Source organism: cf. Phormidesmis sp. LEGE 11477, assembly GCF_015207105.1.
In the GTDB taxonomy this organism is placed as follows: domain Bacteria; phylum Cyanobacteriota; class Cyanobacteriia; order Phormidesmidales; family Phormidesmidaceae; genus Phormidesmis.
In genome coordinates this window covers 1-17,952 of sequence record NZ_JADEXO010000119.1, presented here as the reverse complement: position 1 = coordinate 17,952, position 17,952 = coordinate 1, and the positions used below count along the sequence as shown (strand labels likewise).

Genomic DNA, 17,952 nt, shown 5'->3' with positions numbered 1-17,952 from the left:
GTCAATAAGCATAAATACTCGTGACCAAAGACTTGGGGCCAGGGACTTGTGACCAAAGACTTGTGACCAAAGACTTGTGACTAAATACTTCTAGCCAAATACTTTCGGCACAGCTCTTCTAGGCTGGTGATGCGGTAGTCGGCATGGGCCTTAAATGGAAAGCTACCCTGTGGATCTAGATAGACAGTAGCCGTGTTGGCGTTGCGTCCGGTGAGCAAATCAAATCTGTGATCGCCAACCATAACAGCACTTTCGGGTTCAGTGGACCAGCGAGCGAGCAGGTTGAAAATGCCATCAGGTTGGGGTTTGGGCAAACAGCAGCTCCGGCCCAAAATATCATCGGCGCAAAAGAAGTCGGCTAGGCCGCAAGCTGCGAGGGTGATGTGGGCGATATCTTTGGTATTGCGAGTGAGAATACCTATCTGTTTACCTTGCGACTTGAGGGTGCCAAGCAGTCTTTTGGCACCGGGCTGAGCGGTGGCCTGATGAGCGATGTCTGTCTCGATTTCGGTTAGCTGCCGATTGCATTGGGCAAGTGCATCGGGTGGGAGTTGTTCTAGAGCTTCTAGTATGGGCTGGTTGGGGGGAAGCCCAAGAGCGCGGCTGATGGCAGGAAAGTCGTGGAGGCTCTCGGTCAAGGTGCCGTCCATATCGAAGATCCAGGCGGTGCGGGTGTGGAGCATAGAGAAAGTCAAGAAAGGAAATGCTATAGGGCGGTTTGTTATTCGTTCATGCTGACTTCATCGTCTAAGATCTTGAGAGCTTACTCAGACCTACGCAATAAACATGACTACGATCAACGATAACTATCTCAAACTGAAGGCGGGCTATCTATTTCCTGAGATTGGCCGCCGGGTGCGGGCATTTACGGAGCTAAATCCCGATGCACCTGTGATTAAGCTAGGCATTGGGGATGTGACTGAGCCACTACCGGAAGCCTGTCGGACGGCGATGATTACAGCCGTCAATGAGATGGGCGATCGCGCGTCGTTTCGGGGGTATGGGCCTGAGCAGGGCTATCCGTGGCTAAGAGAGGCGATCGCTAAAAATGATTTTCAGGCCCGTGGCTGCGATATTGACGCCACGGAAATCTTTATCTCTGATGGGTCTAAGTGCGACTGCGGCAACATTCTAGACATCTTTGGCGATGACAACAGTATTGCCGTGACCGATCCGGTTTATCCAGTCTATGTAGATACCAACGTCATGGCGGGTCATACAGGCGAGGCTGACGACAGCGGTAAATATGCAGGCATCACCTATTTACCAATCAGCGCTGACAATGATTTTGTTGCCGACATTCCTTCAGGCAAAGTCGATTTGATCTATCTGTGTTCGCCCAATAATCCGACTGGCGCAACCATGACGAAAGGGCAGCTCCAAGCCTGGGTGGACTATGCCAAAGCAAACGGCTCAATCATTTTGTTTGACGCTGCCTATGAGTCATTTATTACCGATGATTCAATTCCGCATTCGATCTATGAAATTGAAGGCGCGCGTGAGTGCGCGATTGAGTTTCGCTCTTTTTCTAAGAATGCAGGCTTTACCGGCACTCGCTGCGCGCTGACAGTGGTGCCAAAGTCTTTGAAAGGCAAGGCCAAAGATGGATCAGACGTGGAGATCTGGGGACTGTGGAATCGCCGCCAGTCAACGAAGTTTAATGGCGTATCTTATGTAGTGCAGCGGGCCGCAGAAGCCATTTATTCTGAGGCTGGGCAGCAGCAAACCAAGGAGCTGGTCAGCTTTTATCTAGAGAATGCCAGGATTGTGCGTGAGCAGCTAACCGCCGCCGGCATTCAGGTTTATGGCGGCGTGAACGCACCCTATGTCTGGGTCAAGACGCCTAGCGGGCTCACTAGCTGGGACTTTTTCGACAAGCTGCTCAATGCCTGCAATATTGTGGGCACGCCTGGCTCGGGCTTTGGTGCAGCGGGTGAGGGCTATTTTCGGATCTCAGCTTTTAATAGCCGTGAAAATGTGGAAGAAGCAATGAAACGCATTACTGAGAAGTTCAAGGTCTAGAAGTCAAAGCCAAAGACTCAGAGTCTAGAAGGAATGAACAGGATGAAAGCTATCGAGTTCCTGTACGAAAGGCTGCCAGGCTTTTACGGTCTCTAGGATGGTGCGATAGCCTAAGCTATTGGGATGAATACCGTCTGTGCAAAGGCGATCGCACTGCCACGCCTCACTCTTCTGACTCCATCGCTCAAATAGATCGAGATAGGGGATCTGATGCGCTTCGCATAGCTGACGGGTGATTTGGCTATAGCGCTGCTGCTCGGTGCGGCTGAAATACAAAACGTTAGCGAATGGCATGGCCGCTTCGTTGATAGGCACCATGCCAATAAACAAAACCGGACAGAGCTGTCTAGATTGAGTCAGTAGCTGTTCGAGCGATTGAGCAAAGCTATCTGGATCGCTCACGGGGCGTCCATTCACGCGGCCTGCTCTAGCACAGTCATTGACACCCACTGAAAGCACTAAAAGATCGGGAGTGCGGTGTCTGAGTTCGCCGCGATCGCAAAATTCTCGCTGCAGCCGCTCGGCTACTTGAGCAACACCATTGCCGCGAATGCCTAAGTTGTAGAAAATCGGCCCGGTCTGCTGCGGATCTAAATAGTCTCGTCGCAATCGTTCTACCCAGCCACCCCCTTCACTATCGCCATAGCCGTAGACCAGACTATCCCCCATCACAATTACTTTTTTAGGATGAGTCCTGATCTGGACTTGCGGCTGAGCTGAGATTCTCTGCTTAAGATCAGTCTGAATGGTGTCAGAGTGAACCGGTGGAAGCGTTGCCGCCATAGATGCTACGTCAATAAAACTCGAACTAACCTCACAAGGAATAGCACGAAGCTAAACGGCTTTGCAAATGTTTACATTAAGAGTACCCGCGCACTGAGGCTAAATGCCAGCCCAGTAATGCCAGCTCAGCAGTACTACCTCAGCAATAGCTAAGGATCGAAAATTTAATAAGATGCACATTTTCTGCCGCCCTCACCCCAACCCTCTTCCGAAGGAGAGGGAGCTTGAAGTCCTTCTCCCCCAGGGAGAAGGATTTAGGATGAGGGCCTGCGGTAAGACTTGAAATCAGACAGTTTATTAAATTCTCGTTCCTAAGTGTCAGCCAAGTGTTGCGATACCTTGTCAGCGAGGATATCTGTCCAGTGATCGACGGTGCTAGCATCGGCGGCTTCTACCATCACTCTAATCAAGGGCTCGGTGCCAGAGGCCCTGACGAGGACGCGGCCTTGGTCTCCCATAGCTGATTTTGCCTGAGCGATCGCACTTTGCAAAGCATCGCAGCTCTGCCAGCCGCGCCGGGTATTGGGGCAGTCAACTCGAACGTTCTTCAATCTTTGTGGATAGGTTTCAAAGCTTTGAGCGACCAGATCAGGCAGTGAACAATCCGCCTGCTTGAGCAAATCTGCTAGGTGCAGCGCTGTCAAAATGCCGTCACCCGTCCAGCTATAGTGATGGCACAAAATATGGCCTGACTGCTCACCGCCTAGCATTGCGCCCTGGGTAATCATCTCAGCGTGAACGTGCTGATCGCCTACCTTCGTGCGAACCAAGGTACCGCCCTGCTGTTGCCAAGCTCGCCCAAACCCGAGATTAGCCATCACCGTAGAGATAATGGTGTTGTTTGGCAGCTTGCCAGCCTGCTGGAGCATCTGGCCCCAAAAATAGAGAATATAGTCGCCGTCGATTACCCGCCCTTGTGCGTCTACTGCCATGACGCGATCGGCATCGCCATCGAAGGCAAAGCCAATGTCAGCTTCTAGGTCGGCAACGGCGGTCTTAAGGCTACCTAGATGCGTCGAGCCACAGTCTACGTTGATGCGATCGCCATCTGGCAACCCGTGCAAAATCACGACGTCAGCGCCTGTCGATTCAAAGACCTGTTTGGCAACGCGAGTCGCTGCGCCCCAAGCGAGATCTAGCACAATCCGCATACCGTGAAGATTGGGATGTGGCTGGAATGGCTGATGCAAAAAATCAATGTAGCGATCGATTAGATCGGGGCGCTGATAGGTTCGACCCCACTGCATATTCGTCGGTATGTCGGTCGTTGCATACTGGCCAATAGCGTCAGCTGTAGAAAGGCTGTGAGCGCGGATGGCGGATTCAATCTGTTGTTGAATAGTGCTCGACAGCTTAGTACCCGCAGAGTTGAAAAACTTGATGCCGTTGTCTTCTGGTGGATTGTGGCTAGCAGAAATCATAATGCCGCCCGCATTCCCGGTGGCGATATGAGCGACAGCAGCCGTTGGACAGAGCCCCAAATTCCAAACTTCTAAACCGGCTGTGGTCAGCCCGGCGGCTAGGCCAGAAGAGAGCATATCGCTAGAGTTGCGAGAGTCTTGGCCCAGAATGATCGGACCTGTCTGACCCTGAGCACGAAGCACCTGACCTGCCCAAAAACCGACTTGAGTAGCTAGCGGTGCGGTTAGCAGTGTGCCTGCCTGTCCACGAATACCGTCGGTGCCAAATAGGGGAGTATCGGGCAGCGCTGGCTGAATGCTACATCGATCGGCAGGCACAGACTGAAAGTTTTGCTGGCTGGCTATCTGGTAACTGCCTAGCCTATGAGCATCTGGCTGTTCTCCTAAGTTTGGTTCTTCTAGGTTTGGTTCTCCCCAGTTTGGTTCTCCTAGTCTTGGTTCTACCGCGATTTGTTCTACCGAGATCTGTTTTGCTGAGGATGGATGCGTGGCAATTGGACGCTGGGTTGGCGGCTTGCGATCGCTTGGGTTTCCTTTAATTGGAGAACTCACCATACTTTTAAACTCCTACAATACAAAACAGACGGTTATTAAAATCACCAAGCATCCCTGCGGATGCTACCTAAGTGTGGAGAATATCACCTTAAACTTAAGATTTGTGACCAATGTGTCAATTTCGGTCAATTGGTTGACCGGTTGATACTGCTAACAGTACTGACCCTCATGGCTCTAAAGGCCCAATCATCTAGGGCCCAACCATCAAAACCAGTTGAATCAAAAACCACTCAGACTATGCCCCTCTGCTTAGGCAGAATTTCGCACAGTATCAATTAAGTTGTCTCTATAGCCTGAAATTTCCTAGCTTCTTATGCGATATCCCATTCAGTTTCAGAAGGGCATAGACGAATTTAACAGCGGCCAGTTCTACGCCTGTCACGATACGTTAGAGGCCATTTGGATAGAGGCTGAGACAATAGAGAAGCCTTTCTATCAAGGCATTTTGCAGATAGCAGTAGCTTTTTACCATCTAGGCAATCTCAACTGGAGAGGGGGCGCGATCTTGCTCGGAGAAGGGGTCAATCGACTGCGTAAATTTGAGCCTGAGCATGAAAGTGTGGACGTCGAAACGCTAGTAGACCAGGCGGCAGAGTGGCTATCGCTAGTACAGACAACGGGCGAAACCGGACTCGATGAATTGATGCAGCATCCGCCCTTCCCGTTCCCCCAGGTGCATCAGAATGCGTCAGAATTCTAATGCGCCAGGATTCTAGGCTTAGCGAGTCAAAAAGTCTAGATAGAGTCAGAAGGTAAGTTAGATCTCTAAGGTAGATGAGATCTCTAAATAAGAGCAGGTTTAGCCGTAAGGTATGAATAGTGGCATTATCTGTACTGTTGAAATAGCCAATTTTCTCTAGTATGGCTTTAGACGTCCCGCTGCTTTGTCCGCGTTTGACGCTTAAATCGACCTTTCTTTAACCCAACGCATGCTGCATCGGCGATCGCACTCCATTCCTCACTCTCAGATTGCGCTTTCTACCCCCCCGGTTAGACGTAGACTCGCCCAAGCAGCTTGTGGATGCATGATGGCGCTGGCCTTGCCGCTGGTAATGACGGCGCTGCCGCCTCAGGTTCTGCCAAAAACGCTGTCAGATACGGTCATCAAAGCAACGGCTCAGACGGCTGGAAACGCACTGCAGATGAGAGCGGCTCGGGTAGAGGCCAATTCCAACACAGGGGTGGTGACCGCTATTGGCAATGTTCAGATTGACTATCCTAGTCGGCAGATTTTTGCAACGGCGGCGCAGGCTCAGTACTATAGTCGCGATCAGCGGATCGTCCTTAGCGGCAATGTAGATGTGGAGCAAGAGGGCAATACCTTACGGGCCGAAACCGTCACCTATCTAGTTGCCGAAGGCCGATTTGTCGCGACCCCTGGCGCAAACGCTCAGGTAGAGGCAGTCTATCTGCTGCCAGACGAGTCTGGGCCTGCTAGCTCTGGGGAAGCCTCTACCCCAGCACCCATTTCGATTCCAACACCGCCGGACGAGCTGCCCTCTGAGCTGGGGCCAATCGATTTCTGAATGGATTTTCTCAGTTAATCTAGAGCGGATGGCTCTAGGCTTGATTCTATAGACATGGTCTACTTGTCACTTCTATGCCAATCCAGTTAGCGAGGTCTCTTTTTTGAAACTCGTGCTTACAAATGTTCAAAAAACATACGGCAGGCGCACAGTTGTCAAAGGGGTGAGTCTATCCGTTGCTCAAGGCGAGATTGTGGGGCTGCTAGGACCCAACGGCGCAGGTAAGACAACGACTTTTTATATGGCGACTGGGCTGGTGCAGCCGGATATTGGTCAGGTGTCGCTAGATCAGCAAGATATTACTGGCTTGCAGATGTACAAGCGGGCGCGGTTGGGAATTGGCTATCTGGCGCAAGAAGCGAGCATTTTTCGGAATCTAAGCGTGCAGGACAATTTGCTGCTGGTGATGGAGCAGACAAATGTGCCCCACCATCTACGCCGCGAAAAGCTAGCTAGGCTGCTGAAGGACTTTCGATTAGAGAAGGTGGCCGATTCTTTGGGGATTCAGGTCAGTGGGGGTGAAAGGCGAAGAACGGAGCTGGCCCGAGCGCTGGCGGCGGGGTTAGAAGGCCCAAAGTTTTTGTTTTTGGATGAGCCGTTTGCTGGGGTCGATCCGATTGCGGTCTCTGAAATTCAAACGATTGTGGCAGAGCTGCGCGATCGCAATATGGGTATTCTCATCACCGATCACAATGTCCGCGAAACGCTACAGATCATCGACCGGGCCTACATCATGAGCGAGGGTGAGATCTTGGCCTCAGGCAGCGCCGACGACCTTTCGGACAATCCTCTTGTGCGGCAATACTATCTAGGTGAAGGTTTCAAACTGTGACTTCTCCCCAATCCATCACCTCTTCGACCTTGACCCAGAGGCTCGCTAGCTGGCTACCGAGTATCACGATCATGGATCGCTACATCGCCAAGGAGCTGACCCTGCCGTTTCTTTTTGGCGTCGGCGCGTTTTCTTCGATCGCGGTCTCTATTGGAGCGCTGTTTGAGCTGATTCGTAAAGTCGCTGAGGCCGGGCTACCAGCAACGCTAGCCTTTGAGATTTTTCTGTTGAGCCTGCCGACATTCACCGTGTTGGCTTTCCCCATGTCGACGCTGTTGGCCACGATGATGACCTACAGTCGGCTGTCGAGTGACAGTGAGCTGATCGCAATGCGAGGGTGCGGGGTCAGCATTAACCGCATCGTCATTCCAGCGGTGCTCTTGAGCCTGCTAGTGACCGGATTAAGCTTTGCTGTCAATGAGGTAATCGCACCCGCCAGTACAGAGCGAGCGGCTGTTTTGTTAGCTAGGGCGCTAAACAATGAGAAGCCACCGTTTAGAGAAGGCAATATTGTATTTCAACAGCAAGAGCCTGCTGCCGACGGCTCTGGGGATGAGCTAGTTCGGTTCTTCTATGCGCGCAATTTCGATGGAACGACGATGCGCGACATTACAGTGGTGGATTTCTCTCAAGAGGATTCGGAAGACGGCCTGAAGCAAATTGTCAGCGCGGACGCCGCGACCTGGGACTTTACTAAAAACCTGTGGGAATTTACCAACGGAACTATCTACGCCGTATCGCCTAACGGATCTTTTCGGCAGATTATTCGATTCGACAAGCAGGATTTACAGCTGCCTAGAACACCGCTAGATCTGGCCAATCGCCGGAAAAAGCAAGAAGAGATGAACATCGCTGAAACGAAGGAATATCTAGCGATCCTGCGGCAAACAGGCGATGAAAGGGCAGTACGCAAGCTCGCCGTGGCAATCCAAAGAAAGTACGCAATTCCTTTTGCCTGCGTTGTCTTTGGCCTGGTGGGTTCGGCAGTGGGAGTACGGCCACAGCGCACTGGCAAGGCGACTAGCTTTGGCGTCAGTGTGGTGATTATCTTTGGCTATTACCTGCTGAGCTTTATCACCTCAGCGATGGGAGAATCGGGGGTGATTACGCCGTTTCTAGCTGGCTGGATTCCTCTATTCATAGGGCTAGGCGCGGGGCTGTTGCTCTTGGGTCAAGCTTCTCGTCAGTAATTAGTAACAAGCTTCTCGTCAGTAATTGGAATAGTCACAGACTAGCTGTGACTAACTCCTTCGGAGACACTCCGCGTTGGCTTTGCCTCGCCCTTGGCGTTACGACTCCGCTCAGTCAGCGGTATAGCAAAGCGCGGATGCATTCGCACTTTGCTATGCACTTTGCCTGCTACTACATAAAGGTTTCAGCCGTTAATAGTGTACGAAGCAAAGTGCGGAGAGCTATAGAAGCTGTTCTGAACCCCCTACTTTTCCCGACCGCCCTCTGGACTAAACTCGTCGGCAATGGCTAGAGCGTAGGCTGAATTCTCCAGGGACGGAATCCGGCACGAATGCACTGATCTAGAGCGGTGTCGACGGTAGCGTCGGTGGCGTCGGTAATGTCTACCACGCAACTGCTGTAGCGTTCTGGCAGCAGGCTACGACCGCAGTTTTCTAAAACTTTGGTGGAGGGAGTTTCTAAGAGGCTGTCGTGGATGCCGATGGTGCAGTTGGCGACTGCGACAGGGCGGCGCGATCGCCCACAAACAAGCAGCGCACTTTCTGCCGTCAGCCCGGTAAATTCGCTAACATCTACTACGCAAGCACCTAACGCATCAGGATAGCGAGCAGACGCACAAGCGGCGATCGCACTCTCCTGAGAGATACCAGCATCGACCATTCCCGCTGTACAGCCAAAGTAGTCTGGCGCTGCCATCGCTGAGCTTGCACCCAAGAGCACTAGGCCGAACGAAACCATGCCAAACGAGACCGCACCAAATGCAGACGCCGCCGCGACTCTAGCGCCAGCTCTGATATCTGTTTTGGCTTTGGTCTCAGTCAAAACAGAGGGAGAATTACTAGCTGATAAGTCAGGCGTCAAAAAAGATTTCATTGGGCGTCTCGTTGCTTTTGTTCGCTCTAATCTAATCTACAGTGAATAAAGCGAAGATGACCGATTACGTACATGCAGGTTTAAAGAGAGGATTTGATATGCACCTGAGCGAAATTACGCATCCTAACCAGTTGCATGGTCTGCCCGTGAGCCAGTTAGAAGATATCGCGAGACAGATCCGGGACAAACATTTGCAGACTATCGCTGCCAGCGGCGGCCATCTAGGACCTGGACTGGGCGTAGTCGAATTGACATTAGGACTGTATCAAACGCTCGATCTTGACCGGGACAAAGTGGTCTGGGACGTTGGCCATCAGGCGTATCCCCACAAGCTAATAACAGGTCGCTACAAAAACTTTCACACGCTTAGGCAGCAGCATGGCGTAGCGGGCTATCTAAAGCGGACAGAAAGTAAATTTGATCACTTCGGTGCAGGTCATGCCTCGACCAGCATTTCAGCAGCGCTAGGAATGGCGATCGCTCGCGATCTCAAAGGCGAAGACTTCAAAGTCGCAGCCATTATTGGCGATGGTGCGCTGACCGGTGGCATGGCCCTAGAGGCGATCAACCACGCTGGGCATCTGCCTAAAACCAACCTTGTAGTCGTCTTGAATGACAATGAGATGTCGATTTCGCCCAACGTCGGCGCTATCCCTCGCTATCTCAACAAAATGCGCCTAAGCCCGCCGATGCAGTTCTTGAGCGACAATCTCGAAGAACAGTTCAAGCAGCTGCCGTTTGGCGAGACGCTCACCCCAGAGCTGAGCCGGGTAAAAGAAGGCATGAAGCGACTAGCCGTTCCCAAGGTCGGCGCTGTATTCGAAGAGCTAGGTTTTACCTATATGGGGCCAGTCGATGGCCACAACCTGACAGAACTGATCAGCGCGTTCAAAGAGGCGCATAAGCACGGTGGCCCCATCCTGGTTCATGTGGTTACTACCAAAGGCAAGGGCTATGAAATTGCGGAAAAAGATCAGGTAGGCTACCACGCTCAATCGCCGTTTGATCTAGAAACGGGGCTGAAGATTCCAGCAAACAAGCCAAAGCCACCGGGCTATTCCAAAGTCTTTGCAGAGACGCTGATCACTCTGGCTGAAAAAGACCCGTCCATTATCGGCATCACTGCTGCGATGGCCATAGGTACACGCCTAGATCTGCTTCAGGCCAAACTACCCAAGCAGTATATCGACGTAGGCATCGCTGAACAGCACGCCGTCACCCTAGCAGCAGGTCTAGCCTGTGAAGGCATGAAGCCCGTGCCAGTGATCTATTCCACTTTCTTGCAAAGAGCCTATGATCAAATCGTGCATGATATCTGCATTCAAAAGCTGCCGGTGTTTTTGGCGCTAGATCGAGCAGGGATTGTCGGCGTCGATGGCCCCACCCACCAAGGCATGTACGACATTGCCTATCTGCGGTGCATTCCTAATATTGTGCTGATGGCCCCTAAAGATGAAGCTGAATTGCAGCGAATGGTCGTCACAGGTGTGGAATATAGCGGCCCAATTGCAGTGCGCTTCCCACGGGGCAGTGGCTATGGCGTACCGCTGATGGAATCTGGTTGGGAAACGTTACCAATTGGCAAGGCGGAGGTGCTGCGGCAAGGGGATGATGTGATGATAGTAGGCTATGGATCGATGGTGTATCCAGCGATGCAGACCGCTGAAATTTTGAGCGAGCACGGCGTCGAGGCAACGGTGATCAATGCTCGCTTTGCCAAGCCGCTAGATACCGATCTGATGCTGCCGCTAGCTGAACAGATTGGCCGGGTGGTGACCATGGAAGATGGCTGTATTAAGGGTGGCTTTGGCTCGGCGCTAGCAGAAGAGCTGATAGACGCGGAGCTGAGCGTGAAGCTACTGCGTTTGGGTGTGCCCGATCGGCTAGTTGATCACGCCTCGCCCGATCAGTCTAAGGCGGAGCTAGGTCTAATGCCGGCGCAAATGGCAGAGCGCGTACTCGAAAAGTTCGATCTAGGCGAGATCACCCTGGAGATAGCTGAGAAAGTCTAGCTCAGGCATGTCGCCCATGCAAAAGCTACCCTGGCTCTGAATGCGGGGTAGCTTTTGACTTTTTCTTTTGATTCAGCTTTTGATAGAGCCAGACAATCTGCCGAATCAGCTGGCCTAGCAGACGACCGAGCGAATCATTTTGGCTATTGCCTTTGGAGAGATCTACTAAGATGCAGCCTGATCCAGCTATCAGCCCGATCGAGCCGAGAGTAAAGAGAATTAGGGAAGCAACGATCAAGCTGTTGACGTTGAAGAGCGATCGCAAGCTTAGGCACAATAGACTAATCCCAAAGACTATCAGCGCGGCATGTAGCATGAGCATGCCGATGTGACTCCATTGATACTGATGATTGAGCTGTAGTCGGTATTCTCTGACCCGCTTAAGATCGGCTTTGATATCAGCTTTGAGGCTGTCGGCCTTAGCAGGATCTAACTTAGTAAGATCTGAAGTGATATCGAGCTTATTAGGGGAGTGGGTAAGTCTTTGATAGCGCGACTTTACTCGATGCATCTGTTGCAAAAGCGTGTTTTGCCGTAGCCACGCCCCGCCTAGCAACCCGGCTGAGAGTAGCATCATCAGAGCCGAGTTTAAAATGAGCAAGATGAGCTGATTAGTCTGTTCGATACTCATAGGTCAAAGGATACGCATAGCACAAAAAAGGACAGGCCATCGAACAAACGCATTCACTCGACGGCGCGGCATACAGCGCTGTTCTAGAAGAAGTAGAAACTACTGCCTGATAGCGAGCGCTGTATGACCCCAAAATAATAGTTCAAATGTACTCAATTATTTTTATAAGCACAAGTGTATTGATCGCAGCTTTGAATTTCGCAACCACAATGTTTTGATAAGGAAGTATCTTGCGACCTAGCCTATGGCTTTTCAATCTAAGCGATCGCGCATTTTTCTATTTTTTGCCATTGGCTTCGGTATGGCGTTACTGGCTTCGTTGCTAAAGAGTGCGATCGCCTGGATAGCCGACATCTATGTCTACTCTCTGCCTTGGGTTGGGGGCTTTTTGCGTAGCGTCGAGCTCGCCGAACTCTCCAATCTGTTAGCCTTTGCCCTGCTGGGCATCGGGATTGGCTCTGCCAGCTACTTTCTCCCCCGGCGCTGGAACCATAAAGCCAAGCTTGCACTGCTCATTTTCTTGAGCCCCTTTGTCTTTAGCGCCAGCTATCTAACTCAGCAAAACCTGTGGATCAGAAAAGTCGCCGCTCGTAGCAATATGTCCTACCAAGACGCTAGGAATCTGACTAACCGTTTTTTAGAGCGTGAAACCGGAAACGGAGGCTATTTTGGCTACTTCCCTGTCAGTACTCGCCTGGTCGATTTGCCTATTCAGCCAGACATCTTGAACTCTGAGGTCGCTGTCATCCCTGGCGATGTACTCACCGAAGCACTTGATAGCTACGACGATATTGGATCAAATGCTGTGGTCTTTCTCTTCAAGCAGGTCGGCTGGCTGATCCGGTTTATGTACATAATTATGGCCGGGCTAACGGGTCTGATCTACTACTTCAAAGGCTGCGACTGGGCCGAAGACACGCACCAACGCGCTACAGGCAACACGCATCCAACCGCTACGAGAAAACCCAAAGCACCTTGATCTTAGCCAATCTGATCGTCTGGCTTTGACCACCTAGCTAGCGCTTTCAAACATACTCTCTTCAGCCATGTCTTCTTCTGCGATCACTTCAGTCACCCCCACTTTGAGCGTGATGGTATTGGCCGGAGGGCGCAGCAGCCGGATGGGAAAAGACAAAGCACTGCTACCCACGGAAAACGGGCAGCCGCTGCTGCTCAAAACCGTCCAGGTCGCTCAGTCGTTGGCGACAGAAGTCGTTATCGTCACGCCTTGGCCAGAAAGATACCGGGACTCAATTCCAGACAGTGTGACTTTCCTCAAAGAGCCGTCACCAAGCGACCCAGCCGATCTAGAACTCTCAGCGCTAGGACTCTCAGCCGGACCGCTCAATGGGTTTTCCTGTGGATGGCATGCGATCGCCTCGGACTGGTGCCTTCTATTGGCCTGCGACCTACCTTATTTAGACTCTGCGATCATGCAGCGCTGGTGGGCTTGGCTGACATCCTATCTAGATCAAACCTCACATCCAGCTAAAAAAGAACCGGCACCCACGGCCTCGCTAACCCCAGGGCCAAAGGGTTGGGAGCCCTTGTGTGGCTACTATCATCGTCGCTGCATTCCTTCGCTTACCCAACACCTGCAAAGCGGTCAGCATTCTTTTCAATCCTGGCTGTCCAAAATATCGGTTGTGCCTTACCAAGCCGTCCCAGAGCGAATGCTGTTCAACTGCAACACACCCACCGACTGGGTCGCCGTAAACGCGCCCTATTCTACGCCTATCCCTGACCTGTCCGAGATCTGAACGCTCTGTTCTTCCCAATCTCTGTTCTTCTCAAAAAATAGTCAAACAGTCCGTTCCTCTTTCGTACAGACTTGCTCTGATGAAGTGTTGCGAGATATGAGCTTTCTTATCATTGAGACCCAGTCCAAGGTCTAATGCCGTCTCTTTTTGACTGCTGATAATTTGCTAAAGCCTTTTGGATGGGCACTTTGGCTAATATTAAGCTGTGTAATGTTTTTCTCAGGCAAGCCCGTTTGCCTGACCGCGCTCCTCTATGATTGATCCAGAATTATTTGCAGCTGTTTACAAAAGTCTGGAGATTCAAGCGTGGCTCTTCCGTTATTGACCTATCCCCCCAAAAGTCAGAACCAGCGGGTTGAGGGATATACCGTCCAGGGCGACGAGCAGCCCACTATCTACAGTGCTGAAGCTCTCCTTGAGTACAGCGAGATGACTGAGCTGATCAACGCAGCCTATACTCAGATCTTCTTTTACTGCTTCGAGGCAGACAAAGAACCTTTCCTAGAGTCGCAGCTCCGCAATAATCAGATTACCGTCCGCGACTTCATTCGGGGTCTGATGCTGTCAGATACTTTCTTACGTAATTACTACGCCAAGAACAGCAACTACCGCTTTGTAGAACAGTGCATTCAGCGAGCGCTAGGCCGCGATCCTTATAACGAGCGTGAGAAAATTGCCTGGTCTATCAAGATCGGCACCAAAGGCGTCGAGGGCTTCATCGATGAGCTGCTAGACAGCGACGAGTATATGGAGAACTTTGGCTACGATATCGTTCCTTACTATCGTCGTCGAGTACTGCCAGGTCGTGAGATTGGCGAGCGTCCCTTTGATATCAAGTCTCCTCGCTATAATGAGTACTACCGGGGCATTCTGGGCTTCCCTCAGATTTTATGGCAAGAAGAAGTTCGTCGCTTCAAGCCTCAAGAGCAGAAAGCCTCTGCTGGCAATCCTTCTCTGTACTTGGATATGGCCCGCAGCGTCAATCCGCGCCCGGCACAGACACCTCGCGTGAATACTTCTTCTATCAATATTGGCTCAGCCGTGCCCTTCCGTAAGCTAGGCGTTCCTGTCGCTCCTGAGCCCTCTAAGTAGCCAAGCAAAGCCGCTATGCTCTGAGGCTCTGGCTTCTGGATGTAAGGCTTACCAGTCCTTTCCTCAAAAGGTTATAGACCGAGATGGGTTTCTCATCTCGGTTTTTTTTATGTAAGTGACTATTAATCTTACGGATGATGTCCAGATAATTGGCATAATATGCGCGAAATCACTATCACTTTTGAAGTCAAAGGCTGAGGATAATAAGCCTTCTGAAGGGGTTATTCAGAACCGCTAACCGACGAGCTGCTGCTAATTTATTTTGCTTGTCATGGGGATTGGTAGGGCGATCGCATTCCTCGGTTAATCATAGAAGATACGCGAGCCAGTGATATTAACGGGCGGGCCATCGCAATTTTTTGGGCTTTTCACAGATGATCTACAGTACCTATAGGGTTGCACAACCCTCAAACCTGATCAGGATCAACACCCAATTCTCTCAGCTTATCTGCTAGCCGCAGCGCCTTCTCCTCAGCTAGCTCTGCTTTCTCTTCAGCTAGCTCTGCTTTCTCTAACACCTCTTGATAAGTCAAAAAAGGCGCACCATTAGGATGAAATAGCTGTAGCTCGTCGGCAGACATATCAAAACGGATCTTCAGCAGCGGACTCGTCCAGCCCAGTCCAATCTCGGCAATCGGCGTCAGCCCAAATTCGCCTCGCAGAAAACCGCTAAGCTCATGTCGCTCAGTATCGTACAGGTAATACTCTTCGACGTGGTACCGCTCAAAAAACAACAGCTTGGCATCCATCTCGCGCCGGGTATTGCTAGGCGAAAGAATCTCAAAGACGACCTGGGGCGGCATGTTCTCCTCTAACCACTGTTTGTAGGAGAGTCGCTTTCCCTTCGGTCGCCCCAACGCCACCATCACATCAGGCGCTACCGAGATATCAGAGCGGCCTTCGATCGGATACCAAAACAAATCGCCTGCGACAAAAGCGTCTGGGAGCAACCTGTCTAGATTCTGCTGGATCATCACAATCCACCGATACTGCTCTGTATTGCTCGCCATCGGCTGACCGTCATCATCGGGGTAAAAGACTTCTGTCGCCTCAGACTTTTGCAGTTGAGAAACCATTGCCCGCTGCTCCACACGTTTGATAGAGACTACCTCATGCTGATTCATGAATCTATTCTAGATCCTAGCCATTTTTGTAGGGACCGTTGACTCTCGCTACTACGTCTACCAGCAAGCAACCCTTCTACACCGATATGCTCGTCTAGGTCTGGCCATTCTATGGCATAGCCATCCCCTATCAGCTGCCAATTAAGCCGCTCGGCCATAGACGCATGGAGCAAACGTGGATACCACTCTAAGGGAACGCTTAGACCTCGACCATCAGCCAAAGTGACAGACAGGCTATCGTTATCGACTGAAACCACGGCGGCAAGCGGATCAGACTCAAGTACCAAAGTAGTCATGCCATTCCTCCAAGATGGTTTCTTTGTGCTCCTTTATCATCGCGATGATTTTATTAAGCTCATGATCTTTGAAACCTCTATTCTTCTCTAGTTTAATGGGTTCTAACCAGAACTTTGCGATTTGGCGATCGCGAACAACGTGAATATGGACAGGTTCACCTTTGTCAGAACTGAAAAAGATGAACCGATAAGGACCAATATTAAGAACTGTGGGCATGCATCCAGCTTGTTTAGTAACCTATCCGAGCTGGCTAGGTTGTTTGTATACTTCTAGCTAAGGTAGCTCAGTGGTGCCCATGAGGTAGCGATCGCACTCCCTTGCCACGCCGCGCCCTTCATTGATCGCCCACACGACCAGGCTTTGTCCCCGACGACAGTCACCCGCTGCAAACACGCCCGGCTTGTTTGTTGTATATTCCTCATGCTCGGCCTTGATATTGCTGCGCTCAGTTTTCTCTAGACCTAGCGCATCCATCAAAGGAGACTCTGGGCCTAAAAAGCCCATCGCCAACAGCACGAGCTGCGCCGGAATTCTCTTTTCACTACCAGGAACGTGAATCGGCGTAAGGCGGCCATTCTCATCGCGCTCCCACTGCACTTCTACGGTGTGAACCGCAGCGACATTACCGTTACCGTCATCTTCAAACTTGGTAGCTGTCCTCACATAGGCACGTGGATCGTCGCCAAACAGCGCCTTCGCCTCTTCCTGACCGTAGTCTAGGCGATAGATTTTCGGCCACTCTGGCCAGGGATTGCTGGAGGCTCGCATTTCAGGGGGCTTGGGCATGATCTCTAGCTGATTAATGCTCTTACAGCCGTGACGAATAGACGTGCCGACACAATCTGTTCCCGTATCGCCGCCGCCGATAATTACAACATCTTTTCCAGCCGCAGAGATATAGTCGTCACTGGGCTCGCCGTCTAATACCGCTTTGGTATTAGCAGTCAAAAACTCCATAGCAAAGTTGATACCCTGGAGTTCTCTGCCTTCGATAGGAAGATCTCTTGGACGAGTAGATCCAGTACAAACAACAACAGAATCAAAATCGTTCAACAGCTTTTCAGCGGGCAGATCGCTGCCGACTTCTACACCGCAGACAAACGTAATGCCTTCGGCTTCCAAGGTATCCAAACGGCGACGCACGATATCTTGCTTATCCAGCTTCATGTTGGGAATGCCGTAGGTCAGCAGTCCACCAGGGCGATCGGCTCGTTCGTATACGGTGACGGTATGACCCGCTTTGTTGAGCTGATCGGCAGCGGCGAGTCCGGCAGGCCCAGAACCGACGATGGCAACTTTCTTGCCAGTGCGTTTTGCAGGGGGACGTGGCACAATCCAGCCTTCTTCCCAGCCTTTCTCGATGATGGAATATTCAATGTTCTTGATTGTGACTGGCGGGCTAGTGATGCCTAGAACGCAGGAGCCTTCGCAAGGGGCAGGGCAGACGCGGCCCGTGAACTCAGGGAAGTTGTTGGTTTTGTGCAGGCGGTCTAGCGCCTCTTGCCAAAGACCTCGGTAGATTAGGTCATTCCACTCGGGGATAAGGTTGTTGATCGGGCAGCCGCTGGCCATGCCGCTGATTAGTTCACCTGTATGGCAAAAGGGGGTACCGCAGTCCATGCAGCGAGCACCCTGAGTTTGCAGGTTCTCTGCGGGCATGGGGAGATGGAACTCATTCCAATTACGAATACGATCTTGTGGAGAGATTTCGGAGGGTGCTTCGCGCAGGTGTTCGATGAAGCCGGTTGGGTTTCCCATGGGTTTGTTGTTTGGTGGAAGTAGAGGATTGAATATTAAGAGAGAAGGGAATCCCCCTCTCGGGAGGGGCCAGGG

Annotated in this window: 18 protein-coding genes; 9 read left to right on the top strand and 9 right to left on the bottom strand. The window is 51.5% G+C overall.

The genetic code is table 11. The annotated features are described in order from the left end of the window. Positions 1 to 80: 80 nt before the first annotated feature. Complete coding sequence (locus IQ256_RS23850) at positions 81 to 683, bottom strand: HAD family hydrolase (protein ID WP_228025218.1); 603 nt, start codon at positions 681 to 683, stop codon at positions 81 to 83. Between the two features lie 103 nt (positions 684 to 786). Between IQ256_RS23850 and IQ256_RS23845 the strand changes: the two genes are divergently transcribed. After that, entirely contained in the window at positions 787 to 2,022 is a 1,236-nt protein-coding gene (locus tag IQ256_RS23845) for an LL-diaminopimelate aminotransferase (protein WP_193858189.1), read from the top strand. Positions 2,023 to 2,046: 24 nt separating this feature from the next. Here the strand turns inward: IQ256_RS23845 and IQ256_RS23840 are convergent, their stop codons facing one another. Further along, positions 2,047 to 2,805, bottom strand: coding sequence for a GDSL-type esterase/lipase family protein (locus tag IQ256_RS23840; protein WP_193858188.1), 759 nt, complete (start codon positions 2,803 to 2,805; stop codon positions 2,047 to 2,049). Between the two features lie 311 nt (positions 2,806 to 3,116). Continuing rightward, positions 3,117 to 4,781: a phosphoglucosamine mutase gene (glmM, locus tag IQ256_RS23835; RefSeq protein WP_228025217.1), complete on the bottom strand. Its 1,665-nt coding sequence runs from the start codon at positions 4,779 to 4,781 to the stop codon at positions 3,117 to 3,119. Positions 4,782 to 5,094: 313 nt separating this feature from the next. Here glmM and IQ256_RS23830 point away from each other — a divergent pair, with 313 nt between their 5' ends. The 4 genes from IQ256_RS23830 (at position 5,095) to IQ256_RS23815 (ending at position 8,329) form a co-directional block, all read left to right on the top strand. Next, the gene (locus tag IQ256_RS23830) at positions 5,095 to 5,481 is read left to right on the top strand and encodes a DUF309 domain-containing protein (RefSeq protein ID WP_193858187.1); all 387 of its coding nucleotides are present in this window, start codon (positions 5,095 to 5,097) and stop codon (positions 5,479 to 5,481) included. A 229-nt stretch (positions 5,482 to 5,710) separates the two neighbouring features. Then, positions 5,711 to 6,307 (top strand): LptA/OstA family protein, encoded by a 597-nt coding sequence (locus IQ256_RS23825; protein ID WP_228025216.1) that lies wholly within the window; start codon positions 5,711 to 5,713, stop codon positions 6,305 to 6,307. A 112-nt stretch (positions 6,308 to 6,419) separates the two neighbouring features. Continuing rightward, on the top strand, positions 6,420 to 7,139 hold the full coding sequence (gene lptB, locus IQ256_RS23820; RefSeq protein WP_370623535.1) for an LPS export ABC transporter ATP-binding protein: 720 nt from the start codon (positions 6,420 to 6,422) through the stop codon (positions 7,137 to 7,139). After that, positions 7,136 to 8,329, top strand: a complete 1,194-nt coding sequence (locus IQ256_RS23815; RefSeq protein WP_193858185.1) for an LptF/LptG family permease — start codon at positions 7,136 to 7,138, stop codon at positions 8,327 to 8,329. Before lptB ends, IQ256_RS23815 begins: the two co-directional genes overlap by 4 nt. Positions 8,330 to 8,618: 289 nt before the next feature. Here IQ256_RS23815 and IQ256_RS23810 read toward each other — a convergent pair whose 3' ends face one another. After that, positions 8,619 to 9,203, bottom strand: a complete 585-nt coding sequence (locus IQ256_RS23810) for a hypothetical protein (RefSeq protein ID WP_193858184.1) — start codon at positions 9,201 to 9,203, stop codon at positions 8,619 to 8,621. Positions 9,204 to 9,259: 56 nt separating this feature from the next. Between IQ256_RS23810 and dxs the strand changes: the two genes are divergently transcribed. Then, positions 9,260 to 11,215, top strand: coding sequence for a 1-deoxy-D-xylulose-5-phosphate synthase (gene dxs, locus IQ256_RS23805; protein WP_370623534.1), 1,956 nt, complete (start codon positions 9,260 to 9,262; stop codon positions 11,213 to 11,215). 25 nt (positions 11,216 to 11,240) lie between these two features. Here the strand turns inward: dxs and IQ256_RS23800 are convergent, their stop codons facing one another. Further along, the gene (locus IQ256_RS23800) at positions 11,241 to 11,846 is read right to left on the bottom strand and encodes a hypothetical protein (protein ID WP_193858183.1); all 606 of its coding nucleotides are present in this window, start codon (positions 11,844 to 11,846) and stop codon (positions 11,241 to 11,243) included. Positions 11,847 to 12,090: 244 nt separating this feature from the next. Here IQ256_RS23800 and IQ256_RS23795 point away from each other — a divergent pair, with 244 nt between their 5' ends. From IQ256_RS23795 to IQ256_RS23785, 3 genes are all read left to right on the top strand, one after another. Further along, positions 12,091 to 12,825, top strand: a complete 735-nt coding sequence (locus tag IQ256_RS23795; RefSeq protein ID WP_193858182.1) for a hypothetical protein — start codon at positions 12,091 to 12,093, stop codon at positions 12,823 to 12,825. Between the two features lie 67 nt (positions 12,826 to 12,892). Further along, a complete protein-coding gene (locus tag IQ256_RS23790) occupies positions 12,893 to 13,606 on the top strand; it encodes a molybdenum cofactor guanylyltransferase (protein WP_193858181.1) in 714 nt (237 codons plus the stop codon). A gap of 306 nt (positions 13,607 to 13,912) precedes the next feature. Continuing rightward, a complete protein-coding gene (locus IQ256_RS23785) occupies positions 13,913 to 14,698 on the top strand; it encodes a phycobilisome rod-core linker polypeptide (protein ID WP_193858180.1) in 786 nt (261 codons plus the stop codon). A gap of 407 nt (positions 14,699 to 15,105) precedes the next feature. Here the strand turns inward: IQ256_RS23785 and IQ256_RS23780 are convergent, their stop codons facing one another. From IQ256_RS23780 to IQ256_RS23765, 4 genes are read right to left on the bottom strand one after another with little or no spacing between them, the layout of a single operon-like run. Further along, positions 15,106 to 15,822, bottom strand: coding sequence for a Uma2 family endonuclease (locus IQ256_RS23780; RefSeq protein WP_228025215.1), 717 nt, complete (start codon positions 15,820 to 15,822; stop codon positions 15,106 to 15,108). Then, a complete protein-coding gene (locus IQ256_RS23775) occupies positions 15,819 to 16,118 on the bottom strand; it encodes a DUF2442 domain-containing protein (RefSeq protein WP_193858179.1) in 300 nt (99 codons plus the stop codon). Before IQ256_RS23775 ends, IQ256_RS23780 begins: the two co-directional genes overlap by 4 nt. Then, the gene (locus IQ256_RS23770) at positions 16,099 to 16,335 is read right to left on the bottom strand and encodes a DUF4160 domain-containing protein (protein WP_193858178.1); all 237 of its coding nucleotides are present in this window, start codon (positions 16,333 to 16,335) and stop codon (positions 16,099 to 16,101) included. Before IQ256_RS23770 ends, IQ256_RS23775 begins: the two co-directional genes overlap by 20 nt. A gap of 57 nt (positions 16,336 to 16,392) precedes the next feature. Continuing rightward, positions 16,393 to 17,877, bottom strand: a complete 1,485-nt coding sequence (locus IQ256_RS23765) for a glutamate synthase subunit beta (protein ID WP_193858177.1) — start codon at positions 17,875 to 17,877, stop codon at positions 16,393 to 16,395. Between the last annotated feature and the right edge of the window lie 75 nt (positions 17,878 to 17,952).

What these genes read in the sequence shown, in the direction of transcription:
- IQ256_RS23795 (WP_193858182.1), top strand. Translation starts at nt 12,091, where the DNA reads ATGGCTTTTCAATCTAAGCGATCGCGCATTTTTCTATTTTTTGCCATT.
- IQ256_RS23825 (WP_228025216.1), top strand. Translation starts at nt 5,711, where the DNA reads ATGCTGCATCGGCGATCGCACTCCATTCCTCACTCTCAGATTGCGCTT.
- glmM (WP_228025217.1), bottom strand. Translation starts at nt 4,781, where the DNA reads ATGGTGAGTTCTCCAATTAAAGGAAACCCAAGCGATCGCAAGCCGCCA.
- IQ256_RS23810 (WP_193858184.1), bottom strand. Translation starts at nt 9,203, where the DNA reads ATGAAATCTTTTTTGACGCCTGACTTATCAGCTAGTAATTCTCCCTCT.
- IQ256_RS23830 (WP_193858187.1), top strand. Translation starts at nt 5,095, where the DNA reads ATGCGATATCCCATTCAGTTTCAGAAGGGCATAGACGAATTTAACAGC.
- IQ256_RS23800 (WP_193858183.1), bottom strand. Translation starts at nt 11,846, where the DNA reads ATGAGTATCGAACAGACTAATCAGCTCATCTTGCTCATTTTAAACTCG.
- dxs (WP_370623534.1), top strand. Translation starts at nt 9,260, where the DNA reads ATGACCGATTACGTACATGCAGGTTTAAAGAGAGGATTTGATATGCAC.
- IQ256_RS23765 (WP_193858177.1), bottom strand. Translation starts at nt 17,877, where the DNA reads ATGGGAAACCCAACCGGCTTCATCGAACACCTGCGCGAAGCACCCTCC.
- IQ256_RS23775 (WP_193858179.1), bottom strand. Translation starts at nt 16,118, where the DNA reads ATGACTACTTTGGTACTTGAGTCTGATCCGCTTGCCGCCGTGGTTTCA.
- IQ256_RS23780 (WP_228025215.1), bottom strand. Translation starts at nt 15,822, where the DNA reads ATGAATCAGCATGAGGTAGTCTCTATCAAACGTGTGGAGCAGCGGGCA.
- IQ256_RS23840 (WP_193858188.1), bottom strand. Translation starts at nt 2,805, where the DNA reads ATGGCGGCAACGCTTCCACCGGTTCACTCTGACACCATTCAGACTGAT.
- IQ256_RS23790 (WP_193858181.1), top strand. Translation starts at nt 12,893, where the DNA reads ATGTCTTCTTCTGCGATCACTTCAGTCACCCCCACTTTGAGCGTGATG.
- IQ256_RS23770 (WP_193858178.1), bottom strand. Translation starts at nt 16,335, where the DNA reads ATGCCCACAGTTCTTAATATTGGTCCTTATCGGTTCATCTTTTTCAGT.
- IQ256_RS23850 (WP_228025218.1), bottom strand. Translation starts at nt 683, where the DNA reads ATGCTCCACACCCGCACCGCCTGGATCTTCGATATGGACGGCACCTTG.
- IQ256_RS23845 (WP_193858189.1), top strand. Translation starts at nt 787, where the DNA reads ATGACTACGATCAACGATAACTATCTCAAACTGAAGGCGGGCTATCTA.